This window comes from Acidobacteriota bacterium, from assembly GCA_028875575.1.
In the GTDB taxonomy this organism is placed as follows: Bacteria; Acidobacteriota; Terriglobia; order Versatilivoradales; family Versatilivoraceae; genus Versatilivorator.
This window is the reverse complement of record JAPPDF010000067.1, coordinates 69,362-86,027: the sequence shown is the minus strand read 5'-3', so window position 1 is coordinate 86,027 and position 16,666 is coordinate 69,362. Positions and strand designations below refer to the sequence as shown.

The window sequence follows — 16,666 nt, the reverse complement described above, 5'->3', positions numbered from 1 at the left end:
CCTTGTGCTGGCCTCAAGCACTCCCCCCTGGAGGGGGAGTCGGTGAGACAAGGGCTCCGCCCGCAGTCGAACCGGTGGGGGGGACGGAATCAGCGAGGTCGACAGATAGGAGATCCCGCCCGCAGTCGAGTCGGTGGGGGCCCCAGTCTCCGAGGTTCGTAAGAGCCCCCTGTTTCCCACTCGTATGATCCGTCCCGCCGTCGGGGACAGGCACCTGCTATTCCGTTTCCGCCTCGTACACGGGATCGCCCCGGTGAAGCCGCACGGCGATTCGCAGGGTCTGGTTGAGCGCCCGCTGGGTCGGTGCGTGAGCGGCAAGGTATCGGGCAGCCGCGACCATGACCTGCCGCTTTTCTTCTGCATCCTCCAGATCGTCGTGCTGACGGATCGCAGCTTCCAGGACCTGGAAGCTGTGGAACTCGGCGTCCTCACGGAGCAGACTCTCAGTCAACGTGCGGAAGAGCGCGGCGCTGTCGCCTCGACCGTGCAGATAGCTGTAGACCCTTTGCCCGGCAGCGTCGGTTTGTTGCTGAATGTTCATCAGGTTGAGCAAATCCTGCAGCGCGGCCTCCGGGCGATCGCTCGCATGGCCGTTGCCCGATGGCATTCGGGCGGGGGGAATGTTGAAGAAACGATCGAGGTAGCACCGCATTGCGCCGTGGAAGACGCCGCGGAGGAGGTCGGCCGATTCGGTCCGCTTGAGCAGTTGATGCAACGCATTGGCATAAGTGAAGGTGTGGAGCGCGGCGATCCAGTCGGCGAACTCGTTCTGGACGTGGAATCGCACGATCCTGAGCGCGGCAACGTAGGCAACGGCCTGCGCCAACTGCACCGGCTTCGCCCCTTCGCGCAAGGCGCCCTTGAGCGCGTCCAGGCAGACGAACGGATCATCCGCGAGGAGTTGATCCGCGAAATCCGGACTGCGGGTCCAGGTTTTCCCATCGCCTTCGGCCAGCATGGCGGGAAGCTCTTCGAATGTGCCGCGCAACACCGGAAGAAGGTCGATAGGATGGCGCCAGGCATTCCGCTCCTCGCTGCGGACCGCGGTGCATAGCCGGTGGACCAGAGACGGCAGAATCCGGTCCGCATGATCCCATCCGATACGGTCGAGCAGCTCAAACGCCTTGTTGATGAAGTCGACCACGTGGCCGCCGTCGAGATAGAAATGGTCAGTCGCCGCGGTCACGATCATGTCGGCGATGTCGGCGCCGGACATGCCCTTCTGCACCGCGGTCAGCAAGCACCGTTCCGCCCCCTCGGTACTGCGGACCTCGACAAAATAGCGCAGCCAGCGCTTGAGGTGCTCCTGGGGAATCTCCTCGTTGTCCAGGGGGCTGATCTCGAATTTGGGCGTCATTCCTGCACAGTCCCGTGCGACGTGAACAAGCCCGTGAAACAGAGGTGCGATCCGGTCATCCCCCTCCAGGTGATCGCACAGGTTGGCCATCGCGCTGAGGATGGTCAGACCCGAGGCCCAGTCCTGCCGGTGCCGCACGCCGTAGAGCGCGCCGAGCTTGGCGATCTCATCGGGGGTGACGCCGCTGTGCAGGAGGCCGATGACCGATTTGCCGATGATGAGGCTGAGGTTCTGCTCCATCCCTTCCCGAAGCCGGCGCGACCAACGTGCGACCGGATCCCGCTGCGGCCTGACCGTGCTCAGATAGACCTCGCCACCCTTGACTTCGACCGGATAGGCGTCCACATCGTCTGCGAACAGATTGAAGGTGCAGCCGCTGGCCAGGTCGAAGCGGGCGTGATGCCAGTGACAGGTGAGAATCCCATCCTCGACCGTGCCGCGATTCAGGGGGAAGCCCATGTGCGGACACCGGTTGTCGACTGCGTAGAACTTGCCTTCGTGATGGAACAGTACGATCGGGACGGGACCGTCCAAAACGACCAGCGGACTTCTGGACTGCACCTCCGCCAAAGACCCGACGTGAATCTCCTGATCTGTTCTGGCCATGGGTACAATCTCATTCAGAGAACCAATGATTCCTGCCTAGGGTGAGAAGGCCGGGCTGACTTCAGCAAAGAAACCTGTCGACGTACTCGCGCACGGCTTCCCGGGTACTGGGGAACGCAAGTTCCTGCCAGGGAATGTCCTCGGGGGCAAAGACCCTCACGTCCAGGCATTCATCTCCGGCTTCAAGCTTGCCGCCGATGACCTCGGCCGCGTAAACCACCAGAACGACCGGACTCCCCGAATAGGAGTAGACATTGAGCAGGCTGAGCAGGCGCACCTCCAGGTGCGCTTCTTCCCTGGTCTCCCGCACAGCCGCATCCTGGACGGCTTCGCCCCGGTCCACGAATCCGCCCGGGAATACCCATTTACCGTAGCTGGGCTCGATGGATCGCTGCAGCAGCGGGATCTTGCCCTCGATGGTGAAGAGGGTGCCGGCGGCGACCTTGGGATCCAGAAAGAAAACGAAGCCGCAAACCGTGCAGACCAGGCGTTCCGGCTCGGCGGGTTTCAATAATCTGGAAGCGAGGGGGCCGCCGCATCGGGGACAGAAAGAATATTCCATGGAAGCCTTGGTCGACGACTCAACCGCCTGGTCGCATGCCCCGTGTAGGGGCAACCCCTGTGGTTGCCCTGGTGTCGATTGCGCGAAGGGGTGCCTACAAGGGACATTCCTACGGCCTCAGAATTCCGTGGGCGCAAAGCCGATGGTGAGGTCCTTGCGCTCGACCCAAAAGGGAATGGGAATTCTGAGTTGGCCCTCGTCTGTCCTTAGTTGCACCCTCACGATCACGCCGCTGCCCTGCGACTCGGATTCGACGATCCGAAAGGAGCGGACCCGTCCGTAGTATCCGTCTTCTCCCCAGTCCTGCAGGAAGTCCTTGAAGGTGTACTGCTCGGTGGGGCCCCAGATCTGATAGGCCGCGTCCAGGTCTCCCCCTTGCAGGGCCTCGAAACACCTTTGCACGGCACGCTCTTCCCGAAAGTTGGCGAAGAAATAGATCAGTATGCCCAGGCCGACCACGGCTCCCGCCAGAATCAGGGGCGTTTTCAAGAGTCGGTTCTTGCCCGGTTGCACCATGTCTCCGATTGGTCTGACCGGGTTGCCGGAACTGAAGGCGCCCAGTCGGTCCGCAATTCTCTCCTACAAGTAACGAGGCCGTTCCAGCAGGGTCATGGCGAGAGTCATGGGCTGACCGTCGCGGTAAATCCTGAGATCGATGGCCTCTCCGGGACGTCTCTTGCCCACGATCAGTCTCAGGCGCGCAATGGAGTCGACCGTTTGACCGTCGGCCTCCACGATGATGTCACCTCCCAGGAGGAGCCTTCTGTTGCCGACTCGATAGGTCCGTCGCCCGCCCCGGACCCCCGCTTCGGAAAAGGAGTCTCCATTGGCCGTACGGGCCACCAGGACACCCTGAGTCACCGGAAGATCCAGGACCCGGGCCAGCCGCGGGGTGATGCGATAGCCCTCCAGGCGTGCGAAGGGGCGCCGCACCCTTCCAGTCGAGATCAGGTCGGGAATGATTCGCCTGGCAGTGTCCACCGGCACGGCGAAGCCGATTCCGATGCTGCCGCCGCTGGTAGAAAAGATCTGGGTATTGATGCCGATCATCTCGCCCCGGGCGTTGAGCAAGGGACCTCCGGAGTTCCCCGGGTTGATGGCGGCGTCGGTCTGGATGACGTCATCGATCAGCCGGCCTCTTTGGTCTTGAATCGACCGCTGCAGGGAACTGATCACCCCCACCGTCAGGGTTCCCTGCAGGCCGAAGGGGTTTCCAATGGCCAGCGCCTTCTGCCCCACCCTGAGATCGGCGGAATCCCCCAACGGGACGACGGTAAGCGGCGCGCTGGCGGGATCGATCTTGATGATAGCCAGGTCGTTGGGCGGATCTGCGCCAATCACCTTGGCTTCGAACTTGCGCTCTTCGGTCAGCAGCGTCACTTCCAGGAGTCGAGCCTCTTCGATCACGTGGTAGTTGGTCAGGATGTGGCCCTGGGCGTCGATGATGGATCCGGAACCGGAACCCTGCTGGGGGACGGCGCTGAAGAAGAAGTCAAAGCCCAGGGTGGTGGAGGTGATGTTGACCACGCCCGGACTCACCCGCCGGTAGATCTCGATATTTTCGGATTCGTCCTGGCTGAGGGGGCCGTCGGGAAGCGGGGCAGCCACAACGCTGGCGGATTGACCGGGATAGGGTGCAGGTCGCAGGTCTTCTCTTGACGAACGCCCCAGCAGCCAGGTAAGGGCGGAGGCCAGGGCCAGCAGCAACACCAGCGTCGACAAACGAAGGGTCAGCTTCATGGTTTTGAGAATCCGCGGTCAAAGCCAGAGGCGCCCCCCGGGAGCGCGGGCGTCCCGCCCGCATGCACTCCCGTCGCGTCCCGCTCAGTTTCCCTGCGATGCGGCACCCTGCCACCCTGCCAGCGGGAACGGCAGGGGCTGGCCAAAGCAGCGACCTGACGCCGTTGCCGGTCTAGCCGTGCCGAGGAGCTGGGCGAGGCCTTGCCAGTGTTGTGCGGGCGGGACGCCCGCGCTCCCGGGGGGCGCCTCCTCCGATCACTCTTGCTCCTCAAGGCGGCAAAGCCGTCCGGCTTGGTGTCCCTTCGTGGTCCTTAGTGTCCCTTCGTGGATCACTCTTTTTCTTTTGATTCAGCTAAGCGCGAAGTGGAATGGTTTCTGTTAGCCCAGGAGTTCCTCGATGGTCCGTCGGGTATCCTTCATGTAGGCAGGTCGAAAACCGTCGTACCTTTTGACGATCTCTCCCTGCTGATCCACGATGAAGGTGGTCGGAATGGCGCGGACGCCTCCGAAATCGTCTCCCACCGAGGGGGCTCCTACCACCACCGGGTACTTGATGCGGTGCCGCCGCATGAACCGCCGGACCTCTCCGTGGTCACCCGAATCCATGGAGATGCCGAGGATTTCCACCCCCTTGGAACCAAAATCCCTGTAGAGGTCGTTCAAGTGCGGAATTTCGTAAACGCAGGGCGTGCACCAGGTGGCCCAGAAATTCACCACCAGGATCTTCTGGTCATAGTCTTGCGAGCTTACCGTTTCTCCGGTCAGGGTGGTCAGTGAGAAATCGGGCAAGCTCGAGACCTGGCGAGACCCCGGTGCCCCGGGTCCGTCAGTGGTCGGGAAAGCACAGGACCAGGAGAATCCGTGCAGAAGACATAGCGCGGCCGCAAGAAAGCGGCTTCTTCGGGCCCTGGTCGTAAACGGGTTCATCCGGTCTCCTGACTGTAACCCTGTCCGATTTGAGTCCTCATTGTAGTTGCCCCCCGCTCGGGCGCACAAGATTCCAGCGGAGACACCCTTGCCCGCCTTTCTCACCAGGTCGCTGGATTCATGATGAAAGGCCATTTATTTTCAGCAACTTGTTGGTCCCATGGGGATGCCTTGCGGTGACGCACGGTGCTCGGCGCCCCCTGGTAAGAATTGCGGGCAAGGTTCCGGTTCGCCTCGGAGGAAGGAAAGGCTGTCCCGGCCGGATTGGGAGGAGGCCTCGATCCGTTGAATCCGGGTCAGAAAGCGGTCCGGCGGTTCAAATCCCTCCAGGCGCAGGTCGGTGCGCTCCCGGCCCGCGGAGTCCAGGAAGAGAATCGTCGGAACTCCCAGGATGCCGAAGCGCCCCCGGGCGCGCTCGGCCTCGGAGCCCGATTCGATCAGGGTCAGGTCGAGCTTGAGCCTGACCAGTCCCTCGGCGGCGCTTCTGACCGCGGGATCGGTGAATGTAAAGGTGTCCAGTTCCTTGCAGGGCAGGCACCAGTCGGCGTAGGCATCGATCATCACCGACTTTCCCTGTTGGCGGGCCTGGGCCAACGCCTCTTCCGAATAGGTTGCCCAAACAATACCCTCCCTGGGTTCACCCGGAACAAGCAACACTGCCGCCACCCCCAGCCCTGCTCCCAGACTGACCAACAGCCCGGCAAAGACCCGGGTGGCGGCGCGCCGGGCCTCCACCAGAATCAAGTAGGCTGCCGAAGCCGCCAGGAACGCCACCAGCGCCCAGGCGCCGTAGTGGCCCATCAGCGGGTTGAGAAAGTAGAGAGCCATTCCCAGCAGAACCAGTCCGAAGAAGCGTCGCACGGTCTCCATCCATTTTCCGGAGCGGGGGAGCTTCTTGAGAGCTCCTGAGAAGGTTCCCAGAACCAGGTAGGGAAACCCCAGACCCAGAGCCAGGACGAAGAACATGAAAAATCCATAGACCGGTTCTCCCCTGTTGCTGACGTGGACCAGCAATCCGATCACGAACGGACCGATGCAGGGCGCCGCCACAATGCCCATGGTAAGCCCCATCATCAGCGCTCCCAGGTTCCCCTGGGAACTCTGGGGGACGAGTCGATTGAAGCTGACCGGCAGGCGAAATTCATAGAGCCCGAACATGGAGAGCGCCATGGCCACCATGAGACCTGCCAGGCCCAGCAGCACCAGCGGGTGTTGGAGCGCCGCTCCGAAGATCCCCTGGGTCAGGGATGCCGCCACGCCCAAGGCGGAGTAGGTGATCGCCATGCCCAGGACGTAGGCAGAGGCCATGAAAAAGGTGCGGCTCAGCCGTCCCTCGGTCTGGTTGCTGAAGAACCCGATGGTGATGGGAATGATGGGGTAGACGCAGGGGGTGGTGTTGAGGGCCAGTCCCGCCAGAAACACCAGCCCCAGGGTCACCAGCAGTCCCTGGCGGGCGATGGTTGCAGACAGCGTGTCCTCTCGCCGGGCGCCGGCGAATTCCTGAAGCGAGCCCGGCGGAGCCGATTCCGAGCCTGAGACCATGGAGGTGGCGCGCGGTGCTCGAAACAGTTCCGGGTGGATCGTGTTGGGAGCGACACCGGCTTCAAGGACCTTGAGGGAGATGGAGAAGGGAAGGTTGACCGGAGCCAGGCATTGGTTGTGGCTGCAGGCCTGGACCGTCACCTTGCCGCGCACCGGAATCGACTCGGCATTTTCGATTTGGACAACTTCTCCCGCGGCGGCAATGATGACCCGGCCCTCGTAGACGTCCAGGGGCTGCCCCGGGGCAAACTCGAAAGTCTGGCTAATGGCCCGGGGGTATCGGGGTTCGGCCATGCGGACGGCTTCGGAGGTCTCGAAAGTCAACCGGGTGGCAATCAGGTAGTCCAGGGAAGGAACGTGGGCGTTGATGTGATAGCCCGACTGAATGTCCAGAACAATGGCAACTTGAAAGGGGTCTCCCGGTCGCACGCCATCCACGGAGGGAAAGGCCTCGAGGTTGACCACACGGCTGCTGCCCTGGGCCAGGAGGTTCGGCTGCGCCAGGGCCAGGCAAAGGAAGAGCCCGCAAATCCAGCCCGATCGAATGGTGAAGCGGTTCAGCAATTGGCCTTCTCTGCCTCCAGCTCTTCCAGCAGCCGGTCCACCTGGTGCCGGGTTTGCTCGAGGGTTCCCGAGTTGTCGATCACGACCGTAGCCAGCGGCAGCTTGGCCTGTAGGGGCCACTGCAGCCCGATTCGCTGCAGGGCCTGGGCACGGGAGAGCCGATTCCGCTCCATCAGGCGCTCCACCTGCTGGTCGACACTGCAACTGACCACAATCAAGTGCTTGAACTGTTTGTGAAATCCGGACTCGATCATGAGCGAGGCGTCCACCACCGCCCTGGACAACGGATTGGATTGTTCCAGCCGGTCGAGTTGCTCCAGAATGCTCCGAATGACTTTCGGATGAACCAGAGCATTCAGTTCTTGCAGGTGGGCAGGGTCGTTGAACACCACCTGGCCCAGGCTGTTGCGGTCGATTTCTCCGTCCGCATCCAGGATCCGGGCCCCGAAGGCGGCTACCACCGGATCGAAGCAGGGTTGCCCCTTCCGAATCAGGCCGTGGGCGACACGATCGGCGTCAATCACCCTGAATCCGTGCTCGGCGAGCCAGTCGCAGACCGTTGATTTCCCAGTGGCAATGCCCCCTGTCAAGCCTACTCTAAGCATAGCTCAGGGCCGTTGAAGTTTCTATTCCCCGGTCCGCCGCTGTGCCGGCCAGCCGCCCGGAGGGAGATACGGGCTCGTTTCAATCAGCGAAGTGCTGCCGTTTGGCGGCCTGAACCGTGTTCTTCATAAGGAGTGCGATGGTCAGTGGACCGACTCCGCCGGGAACGGGAGTAGCGGCAGAGGCCACTTCGGAGACGCCGGACCACCGGACATCCCCCACCAGGATCGAGTGGATTCCCTTGCCGCGGTTGCGTTCATATCGAGGCTTCAGAGACGGGTCCTCCGCAAGCAGGCTCTCCAGCGCGGCTCCCTCGACTCGGTTGATTCCGACATCGATGACCACGGCCCCGGGCTTGACGAAATCCGCCGTCACCATGGCCGGTCTTCCCACGGCAGCCACCAGAATGTCCGCGGTCCGGGCGACGGATGCCAGGTCCCGGGTCCTGGAGTGGCAGAAGGTGACGGTGGCATGCTGCTGCAACAACAGCAGGCCCAACGGTTTGCCCACCAGATTGCTGCGCCCGATCACCACGGCGCGAGCGCCCCGGAGGGGCACTTCTTCCCGCTGAAGGATCTCCATGACCCCGCTTGGAGTGCAGGGCCGCAAGCCCTCCCGACCCAGAGCCAGCGCTCCGGCATTCATGGGGTGCAGGCCGTCCACGTCCTTGGCGGGGTCGACGGCCAACAGCACTGCCTGCTCGTCTATCCGGCCAGGCAACGGCAACTGTACCAGGATGCCGTGGATCGAGTGTTTCCGATTCAGATCGGAGACGCATTGAAGCAGCCGGGCCGTAGTGGTCTCCTCCGGCAACGCCACCAGTTCGCTGTAGACGCCCAACGACTGGCAGGCCTTGATCTTGTTCCTGACGTAAACGCGGGAGGCCGGATGGTTCCCCACCAGCACGGCCGCCAGACCCGGAACCACCCCCCGTTCTTTCAGGCGCGCCACGTCGAGGCGCACTTCCTCCCTGATCTCCTTTCCGATCCTCTTGCCGTCGATAACCTTGGCTGTCATGGCGGGTGGCTGGGCGAACCTCCGGGTCGAAGGGGTAGGAAGAGGAGAATCGGCGGCGGCCGCCTTCTTGTCACTCCGCCGACAACGGCCTCCGGTCGCCAGGAAAAATGGTAGCACGGATTCCCGGGATTGGAGGGAGGGACTGCGATCGCGGCTCGTGAGGACGCGGCCAACCCCCCGCATCCCATTCAGGGAATTCCGTTTAGTGTTGACAATGCCTGCGGATGGACTATGATGACTCTGCAGGCCATTGTTGGTGAAGTCGCTTGGAGAATTGACGGTGTCGCATCAGTCTTTCATATCGAATCTGACGACGCGGCTGGGTGGTAACGTCCAGCGCCCGGCGCCTCGCCTGAATCGGCCTTATTCCAGCTTCGGTTCCTTTAGCAGCCTGTCCTGGTATTTTCGGGGCAGGCGGGCGGATTGAATCGAGCTGAGGATGATCCTTGGAATGAATTCAAGCCCGCCTCCCCGGCGGGCTTTTTTGCGGTTAAGGAGTGTCTCATGATCATTTCCATGATCCGGCAGGCTACCAGCCAACAGGTGGATTACGTGTGCGACAAGATCAAGAGTTTCGGCTATGCAGCCCATCCCATCCAGGGTGCGGAACGAGTGGTCATCGGCGCCGTGGGCGACGGAAAAGACAAGGACCGGGTCATCTCGGTCATGGAATCGGTCCCCGGGGTGGAGTCGGTCATTCCCATCCAGCAGCCCTTCAAGCTGGTGGGCAAGGAGTTGAAGCAGGAGCGGACCGTTATCCAGATGGACGGTTTCACCATCGGGGGGGACGAGTTCGTGGTCATGGCCGGCCCCTGCTCGGTCGAGTACCGGGAACAGCTCATGAAGACGGCTGAAAGTGTCAAGGCCGCCGGTGCCAAGGTTCTTCGAGGCGGGGCCTACAAGCCACGCACCTCTCCCTACGATTTCCAGGGCCTGGAGGAGGAAGGGCTCAAGCTGCTGGCGGAGGCTCGTGAGCGAACCGGACTCAGGATTATTACCGAGGTCGTCAATACGGAGAATGTCGACCTGGTGAACGAATACACCGACATCTTCCAGGTCGGAGCCAGGAACATGCAGAACTTTGCCCTGCTGAAGCGGTTGGGCAGGACCCGAAAGCCCGTCCTGCTCAAGCGGGGCATGATGTCGACGCTCAAGGAATTCCTCATGTCCGCGGAATATATCGTCTCCCAGGGCAATTCCGAGGTCATTCTCTGCGAGCGCGGCATCCGCACCTTCGAGACCTACACCCGCAACACGCTCGACATCTCGGCCGTACCGGCCCTGCAGCAACTCTCCCACCTGCCGGTGGTGGTGGACCCCAGCCACGGCACCGGCAAACGCAACCTCATTGCTCCGGTTTCCAACGCGGCGGTGGCCGTGGGCGCGCACGGTCTGCTGGTGGAGGTTCACCCCAAGCCGGAGGAGGCCTTCTCCGACGGACCTCAATCACTGCTGCCCGCCGAATTCGAATCGCTGATGGAGGGAGTTCGGAGGTACGTGACCGTGGATGGGCGCAGCCTGTAAATGGAATCCGGTGTTGGCCGGGGGACGAGCTCAACCGGCAGCGCCGACTACGGCAGCCCGAGCCGGGGCGCGAGATGACCGGCTGCCCGGTTTGAAGCGTCTGTACTCGATCATCTGAGCCACCACGCTCACGGCGATTTCCTCAGGCAGAATGGCGTTGATTTCAACCCCCATGGGGGATTGGACCCGATCCAGCGCTTCCTGGGAAACGCCCTCCTCCTGCAGATTCCGAAACAACGTCCTTTTCTTGACTTTGCTTCCGATCATGCCGATATAGCGCGCACGGGTGCGGGCCGCCCAACCCAGGACGGTCTGGTCTTCCTGGTGGCCGCGGGTAACGATCACGATGTAGGAAAACTCGTTGGGATGGATGGCTTCAAAGGCAGCCTCGAAGCTCTCCGAGTAGATCTGAGTGGCTTCGGGAAAACGCTCTGCGTTGGCGTACTGGGGACGATTGTCGATGATGACCGAGTTGAAGCCGGCCAGCACCGCCACCTTGGAGATGAACTTGGAGACGTGGCCGGCCCCGAAGATATAGACCGTGGGGGTGGCCAGGATGGGTTCCACGAAGACCTCGACCTTGCCGCCGCAGATCAGTCCGGCCTCCAGGTTGGAAGTGTCGGTAAGGTCGAAGAGCAGCCGCTTGGGCTTTTCCGCCAGCATCACCTGGCGGGCAGCCTTCCAGACGTCGTTTTCCACGCAGCCGCCACCAACCGTTCCCAGGGTGGAGCCGTCCTCGCGCACCAGGATCTTGGCGGTTTCAAAGCTCGGCACCGACCCCCGGATCTGAATGATGGTGGCCAGGGCCGCTCGTTGGCCCTGATTGCGCAGGCGGGTGATTTCTTCGTAGATGTCGACGTTCCTGGAGGTGGTCATTCCGGGTTCCTCTTCGATGGGGACGGTCTGCGTTGCGGTCCCGAGTCCTGGCGGGCCGACGTGGGTGCCAGTATAAACCAACTGGAGACGGTTTGGGGAGAGACGGCGGGACGAGTGATTAGTTGTCAGTGGCTAGTGGTCAGTGGTTAGTTATTCAATTGATACGTTAGTTTTCTGAAGCGTCCCTGATTCAGGTAGGTGGTCAGTGCTTGCTCAATAGTTGTTGTTGGCGGGCACTTGTGAAAGCGAGTTATGCATCATGACATTCGTACACTCTTATCGGGATTTGATCGTCTGGCAGAAATCAATGGACTTGACCGTAAGGATCTACGCGCTTACGCGGTACTTTCCCGCCGCGGAAAGATCTGGCATTACGTCACAGATGCGACGGTCGGCTGCCTCCATTCCGGCGAACATTGCGGAGGGGCAGGCACGCCGCTCAAGCGGGGAGTTTATTCAGTCGCTTGGTGTTGCGCGGGGGTCGTTAGCGGAGCTTGAAACCTTCCTGATGCTGTCAACAAAGCTGGAGATGACAACGCCAGAGAAAAGCAGGCGCCTGTTGAGCGATTGCGCCGAGATCGGCAAAATGCTCAACGCATTGATCAAATCACTAACCACTAACCACTGACCACTAGCCACTGACAACTAACCACCGTCTTCAGGTAGAATGGCCTCCACCAGTGACCTGACGGGAGGTGTTCGAGATGAAAATGTTTTTGGCGGACCAATGGGTCGAAAGATCGGAAAAGATCGAAGTGAGAAATCCTTACGACGACAGCGTGGTCGATACCGTGCCTCGGGCCAGTTTGGCGGACGTGGACAGCGCGCTGGAGACCGCCCGGCAGGGGGCGGACCTCATGAGGCGCATGGACGCCTACGAGAGGTATGAATTGCTGGCCAAGGCTACGCGTTTGGTTGAAGAGCGCAGCGAGGACCTGGCCAGGACCATTACCCTGGAGGAAGGCAAGATCATCGGGGAGGCCCGGGTGGAGGCCTCGCGGGCCGCCCAGACCCTGGAGGTCTCGGCCGAAGAGGCGAAACGGGTGACGGGTGAGATGATTCCGCTGGGCGGCGCGCCCGGCTCGGGCAACCGCCTGGGGTTCACCCTGCGGGTTCCCTGCGGCGTGGTCGCGGCGGTGACGCCGTTCAATTTTCCGCTGAACCTGGTGGCCCACAAGGTGGGTCCCGCTCTGGCCGCCGGAAACAGCGTGATCATCAAGCCTGCCAGCGACACTCCGCTGTCCGCGCTGAAGCTCACCGAGATCATGCTCGAAGCCGGATTCCCGCCGCCGGCCGTTCAGTGCATCACCGGGGGCGGAGGCCGCATAGGGCGGGCCCTGTGCGCAGATCGGCGGGTCCGCAAAATCACCTTCACCGGCAGCCGGGACGTGGGGGAGGACATCTGCAAGACGGCCGGGTTGAAAAAGGTCACCATGGAGTTGGGCAGCAATGCTCCGCTAATCGTCATGCCCGACGCCGACCTGGAGAAGGTGTGTCAGGCCATCCTGGCTACCGGCTACAGCAACGCCGGTCAGGTTTGCATCAGCGCCCAGCGGGTTCTGGCGCTGTCCGACGTCTATGGAGAGCTCGGCGAGGCCCTGAGTCCCAAGGTGAAATCCATGAGCTTCGGTGACCCGCTGAGCGAGGGCGTCAGCATGGGACCGATGATCCGGGAGTCCGATGCCGAGCGCGTGGAGTCCTGGGTGCAGGAGGCTGTTTCAGGCGGAGCCCGGCTCCTGGCCGGGGGAGATCGTGACGGAACCCTGCACTCGCCGACACTGGTCGGGGACGTGGACCCTGCCATGCGGATTTCCTGCGAGGAGGTGTTCGGTCCGGCGGTGGCGCTCAGTTCCTGCGCGTCGGTGGATGAGGCTGTCAGGCTCGCCAACGATACCCACTATGGGCTCTCCGCGGGAATCTTCACCGAGAATCTGGATTGGGCCATGAAGTTTGCCCGCGAAGTGGACTCCGGCAACCTGCATGTCAATTGGGGCCCCCAGTGGCGAGCCGATCTGATGCCCTACGGCGGGCTGAAGGAGAGTGGATTCGGCAAGGAAGGCCCCAAGTACGCCATCCATGAGATGACGGAACAGAAAATGGTGGTCTTGCACCTGAAGTAAGGCTGGGGAGCCCATGCGAATTCGAAAGGCAGTGATTCCGGCGGCTGGTCTGGGGACCCGGTTTCTTCCGGCCACCAAGGCCCAGCCAAAGGAAATGCTACCTCTGGTGGACAAGCCCCTGATCCAGTATGTGGTCGAGGAAGCCGTGGCCTCCGGCATCGACCAGGTGATCATCGTGACCGGCAGGGGGAAGGGTGCCATCGAGGACCATTTCGATGTGGCTTACGAGCTGGAAAGAACCCTGGAGGAACGGGGGAAGAGCGATCTGCTGCGGCAGGTTCGGGCACCTTCCAATCTGGCCACGGTCTCCTTTGTTCGGCAAAAGCAGGCCCTTGGATTGGGGCACGCCGTGCTGACCGCCAGGCACCTGGTGGGCGATGAGCCCTTTGCCGTGCTGCTGGGCGATGACATCATCGACGCCCCCACGCCATGTGTCGGTCAGATGATGGAGGTTTTTGAGCGATACGGAACTTCGGTGCTGGCCACGCAGGCGGTGCACGGTCCCGCCATCAGTCAATACGGTGTGATCGAGGAAGAAGCAGTGGCGGGAGCCGCCGAGTCGGACGTCTTCAAGGTGCTCGACCTGGTGGAGAAGCCTTCCTTCGAGCAGGCGCCTTCCAACCTGGCCATCATCGGCCGTTACCTGCTGACACCGGAAATCTTCGAGGTTCTGGGACGGACGGCTCCCGACCGGGGCGGAGAGATTCAACTCACCCATGGGTTGCGCGGTCTGCTGGACAGCCAGGCCATTCACGCTCTCCGTTTTGAGGGGAAACGGTATGACGCCGGCGACAAGCTGGGTTTTCTGGAGGCGACCGTCGAATTTGCCCTCAAGCGAGAGGATCTGGGCAAGCGGTTTGCGGAGTACCTGAGTCAACTGCGAGCCGAATCCGGAGCCGAGGCTGGTGAAAGTGGATTTGCTCCTGCGGTAGGAAAGAAGAGATTCGCCCCTCCCGAACCTGCCGGGAGGGGGAAAGCCTAGGTGTGCCTGAAAGCAGTGAAGTGAAAAAAAATTACTGGTCGGCTGTCCCGGAAAGGACAGCGAATAGATGGACTGACTTCGTTGCTGAAAGGGGCCCTTTTTCCTTCAGGAATCTCTGCTACCAGAGGATCCCCTTGTCACGCCCGGCGCGGGTAGAACAGCTTTCTAAATGGGCGTCACTGGAAACCGAGCTGAATTGGTTTTGAGTGTAAACTATATTTCTTATCTGTCAAGTAAAAAAAATCACAAATACCTTTAGCGGGCCATGAAGCACATTGTAGTGGGGACGGCCGGCCATATCGATCATGGCAAAAGTACCCTGATCAAGGTGCTGACGGGAGTGGATCCTGACCGCCTCAAAGAGGAAAGGGAGCGGGGGATCACCATCGACCTGGGTTTTGCCAGCCTGCAGCTCGGCGACCGGTTGAGAGTGGGCTTCGTGGACGTTCCCGGCCACGAGCGCTTCGTCAAGAATATGCTGGCCGGCGTTGGAGGAATCGATGCGGTGCTGCTGGTGGTGGCGGCCAACGAGTCCATCATGCCGCAGACCCGGGAACACTTCGATATCTGCAGGCTCTTGTCCATCCCGCGAGGGTTGGTGGTGATCACCAAGTGCGATCTGGTCGAGAGGGAGATCGTCGATCTGGTTCAGTTGGAGTTGCAGGACTATCTGCGCGGCTCCTTTCTGGAAGGAGCCCCTGTCATTCCCTTCAACGCATCCAGTCAAGAGGGACTGGATTCCATCAGGCAGGCCCTGACCGAAATGGGTGACGGACTGCCCCCCCGCAATCGGGATCTTCCCTTTCGGTTGCCGATCGATCGATGCTTCAGCTCCAGGGGATTCGGAACGGTGGTCACCGGGACGCTGGTGAGCGGCACGATTCGAAAAGAGGGAGAAGTAGAACTCTATCCGACCGGGAAGCGGTCTCGGGTGAGGCACCTCCAGGTCTATTCCCGCGAGGTCGATCAAGCCGAGGCCGGTCAGCGGACGGCCCTGAACCTGCAAGGGGTGGAGGTCGGCGAAGTCCACAGAGGTGTGCAACTCTCGGTTTGCGGGCGTTACCGGGCTGTCTCGCGCTGCGATTGCCGGCTCTCGCTGTTGGAATCTTCGCCGGTGACGCTCAGGAATCGCAGCCGGGTGAGGTTCCACCTGGGCACCACGGAAGTGCTGGCCGAAGTCCGCCCCCTGAAACCGAAAACGCTGGCTCCCGGTCAAACAGGCCTGGCGCACCTGGAGTTGGAGAAGCCGGTGCTGGCCCTGGTGGGAGATTCCTTCATCCTGCGGCGGACCTCGCCCATGATTACCGTTGGAGGGGGAGTGGTCCTGGATATCTTTCCGCCGCCACGCCGCCGAACTCGGGATCTGGATCGGAGACTGCAGTTCCTTCAGGCCATGGATTCGGACGATCCGACGACCATGATCGGACGACTGACGGCCAGAGAGGCCGCCCGAGGCATTGACGAAGACCGGATCCTTTCTCAACTGCCTGTTTCCAGGACCACCGTCCGCAAGCTCTTGTCCCGACTGGTTCAAGAGGGACAGGTATTCCGGCTGGGCCAACACCCCTTGCAAGTGATGGATCGAAAATGCTTCGATGGCCTCTGCCGGCAGTCCCTGGCGCTCATCCGGGACTACCAGCAGCGCCAAGCGCTGTCGGCGGGGCTCCCGAGGGAGCAGCTCCATTCCAGCCTGTTTGCCGGCGTTTCCCAAAGCGTGTTCAAGTCGGTGCTGGCCCACCTGTGCGACCGGGACCTGGTCGAGCTGGACCGGGATCGGGTGCGGCTGCGCGGCTCGGGCGTACGCTTGAGCGCCGATGAGGCTCGGGCTCTGGACACCATTGAACAGGCCTTCCGCAGTACGGGTCTACAGGTTCCCTCGATCGAGGAGGTCATCCGGGATGTCGCCCTGCCGCAGGAACAGGCCAGGCGGCTGGTGGCACTGCTGACCCGCCAAAAGAAGCTGGTCAAGGTGAGCGAAACCCTGTTCTTCCACGCCGACTCCATCGAAGACGTCAAGAAGAAGCTGCGGGAGCACAAGAAACGGGAAGACCGCATCGATGTCCCTACCTTCAAGAAACTGGCCGACGTTACCCGCAAGTACGCCATCCCTCTGCTGGAACATCTGGACCGGGAGCGGGTGACGCGCCGGGCCGGCGATTTACGAGTGATTGTCTAGCCGGCGGGTCCATTGGAGCGGCGTCGGTAGCGGCCTCGCCCGCCGCCACCGACAACAGCCACTCCGCCAT

The 16,666-nt window shown here is 61.8% G+C and carries 14 protein-coding genes; 5 read left to right on the top strand and 9 right to left on the bottom strand.

Annotation, left to right across the window (positions count from 1 at the left end; genetic code table 11):
• Nucleotides 1-217 precede the first annotated feature (217 nt).
• The 8 genes from OXI69_10175 to folD form a co-directional block, all read right to left on the bottom strand.
• On the bottom strand, nt 218-1,963 hold the full coding sequence (locus OXI69_10175; GenBank protein ID MDE2666509.1) for a Rieske (2Fe-2S) protein: 1,746 nt from the start codon (nt 1,961-1,963) through the stop codon (nt 218-220).
• 61 nt (nt 1,964-2,024) lie between these two features.
• Entirely contained in the window at nt 2,025-2,525 is a 501-nt protein-coding gene (locus OXI69_10170) for an NUDIX hydrolase (GenBank protein MDE2666508.1), read from the bottom strand.
• A gap of 117 nt (nt 2,526-2,642) precedes the next feature.
• On the bottom strand, nt 2,643-3,041 hold the full coding sequence (locus OXI69_10165; protein MDE2666507.1) for a hypothetical protein: 399 nt from the start codon (nt 3,039-3,041) through the stop codon (nt 2,643-2,645).
• Between the two features lie 63 nt (nt 3,042-3,104).
• Entirely contained in the window at nt 3,105-4,265 is a 1,161-nt protein-coding gene (locus OXI69_10160; GenBank protein ID MDE2666506.1) for a trypsin-like peptidase domain-containing protein, read from the bottom strand.
• Between the two features lie 378 nt (nt 4,266-4,643).
• A complete protein-coding gene (locus tag OXI69_10155; protein MDE2666505.1) occupies nt 4,644-5,192 on the bottom strand; it encodes a TlpA disulfide reductase family protein in 549 nt (182 codons plus the stop codon).
• Nucleotides 5,193-5,333: 141 nt separating this feature from the next.
• The gene (locus OXI69_10150) at nt 5,334-7,298 is read right to left on the bottom strand and encodes a thioredoxin family protein (protein MDE2666504.1); all 1,965 of its coding nucleotides are present in this window, start codon (nt 7,296-7,298) and stop codon (nt 5,334-5,336) included.
• Nucleotides 7,292-7,903 carry a dephospho-CoA kinase gene (gene coaE, locus OXI69_10145; protein ID MDE2666503.1) on the bottom strand — a complete coding sequence of 204 codons (612 nt, stop codon included), beginning with the start codon at nt 7,901-7,903 and terminating at the stop codon, nt 7,292-7,294. The genes OXI69_10150 and coaE overlap by 7 nt, the downstream gene beginning before the upstream one ends.
• Nucleotides 7,904-7,982: 79 nt before the next feature.
• Nucleotides 7,983-8,918 carry a bifunctional methylenetetrahydrofolate dehydrogenase/methenyltetrahydrofolate cyclohydrolase FolD gene (gene folD / locus OXI69_10140; GenBank protein MDE2666502.1) on the bottom strand — a complete coding sequence of 312 codons (936 nt, stop codon included), beginning with the start codon at nt 8,916-8,918 and terminating at the stop codon, nt 7,983-7,985.
• Between the two features lie 504 nt (nt 8,919-9,422).
• Here folD and aroF point away from each other — a divergent pair.
• Nucleotides 9,423-10,442 (top strand): 3-deoxy-7-phosphoheptulonate synthase, encoded by a 1,020-nt coding sequence (gene aroF, locus OXI69_10135; GenBank protein MDE2666501.1) that lies wholly within the window; start codon nt 9,423-9,425, stop codon nt 10,440-10,442.
• Nucleotides 10,443-10,472: 30 nt separating this feature from the next.
• Here the strand turns inward: aroF and OXI69_10130 are convergent, their stop codons facing one another.
• Nucleotides 10,473-11,318, bottom strand: a complete 846-nt coding sequence (locus OXI69_10130; protein MDE2666500.1) for an XdhC/CoxI family protein — start codon at nt 11,316-11,318, stop codon at nt 10,473-10,475.
• A gap of 259 nt (nt 11,319-11,577) precedes the next feature.
• Here OXI69_10130 and OXI69_10125 point away from each other — a divergent pair, with 259 nt between their 5' ends.
• The 4 genes from OXI69_10125 (at nt 11,578) to selB (ending at nt 16,596) form a co-directional block, all read left to right on the top strand.
• Nucleotides 11,578-11,946 carry a four helix bundle protein gene (locus OXI69_10125; GenBank protein MDE2666499.1) on the top strand — a complete coding sequence of 123 codons (369 nt, stop codon included), beginning with the start codon at nt 11,578-11,580 and terminating at the stop codon, nt 11,944-11,946.
• Between the two features lie 76 nt (nt 11,947-12,022).
• Nucleotides 12,023-13,438 carry an aldehyde dehydrogenase family protein gene (locus OXI69_10120; protein ID MDE2666498.1) on the top strand — a complete coding sequence of 472 codons (1,416 nt, stop codon included), beginning with the start codon at nt 12,023-12,025 and terminating at the stop codon, nt 13,436-13,438.
• Nucleotides 13,439-13,451: 13 nt separating this feature from the next.
• The gene (gene galU, locus OXI69_10115) at nt 13,452-14,420 is read left to right on the top strand and encodes a UTP--glucose-1-phosphate uridylyltransferase GalU (GenBank protein MDE2666497.1); all 969 of its coding nucleotides are present in this window, start codon (nt 13,452-13,454) and stop codon (nt 14,418-14,420) included.
• A 265-nt stretch (nt 14,421-14,685) separates the two neighbouring features.
• Nucleotides 14,686-16,596 carry a selenocysteine-specific translation elongation factor gene (selB, locus tag OXI69_10110; protein MDE2666496.1) on the top strand — a complete coding sequence of 637 codons (1,911 nt, stop codon included), beginning with the start codon at nt 14,686-14,688 and terminating at the stop codon, nt 16,594-16,596.
• The last annotated feature ends 70 nt before the right edge of the window (nt 16,597-16,666 follow it).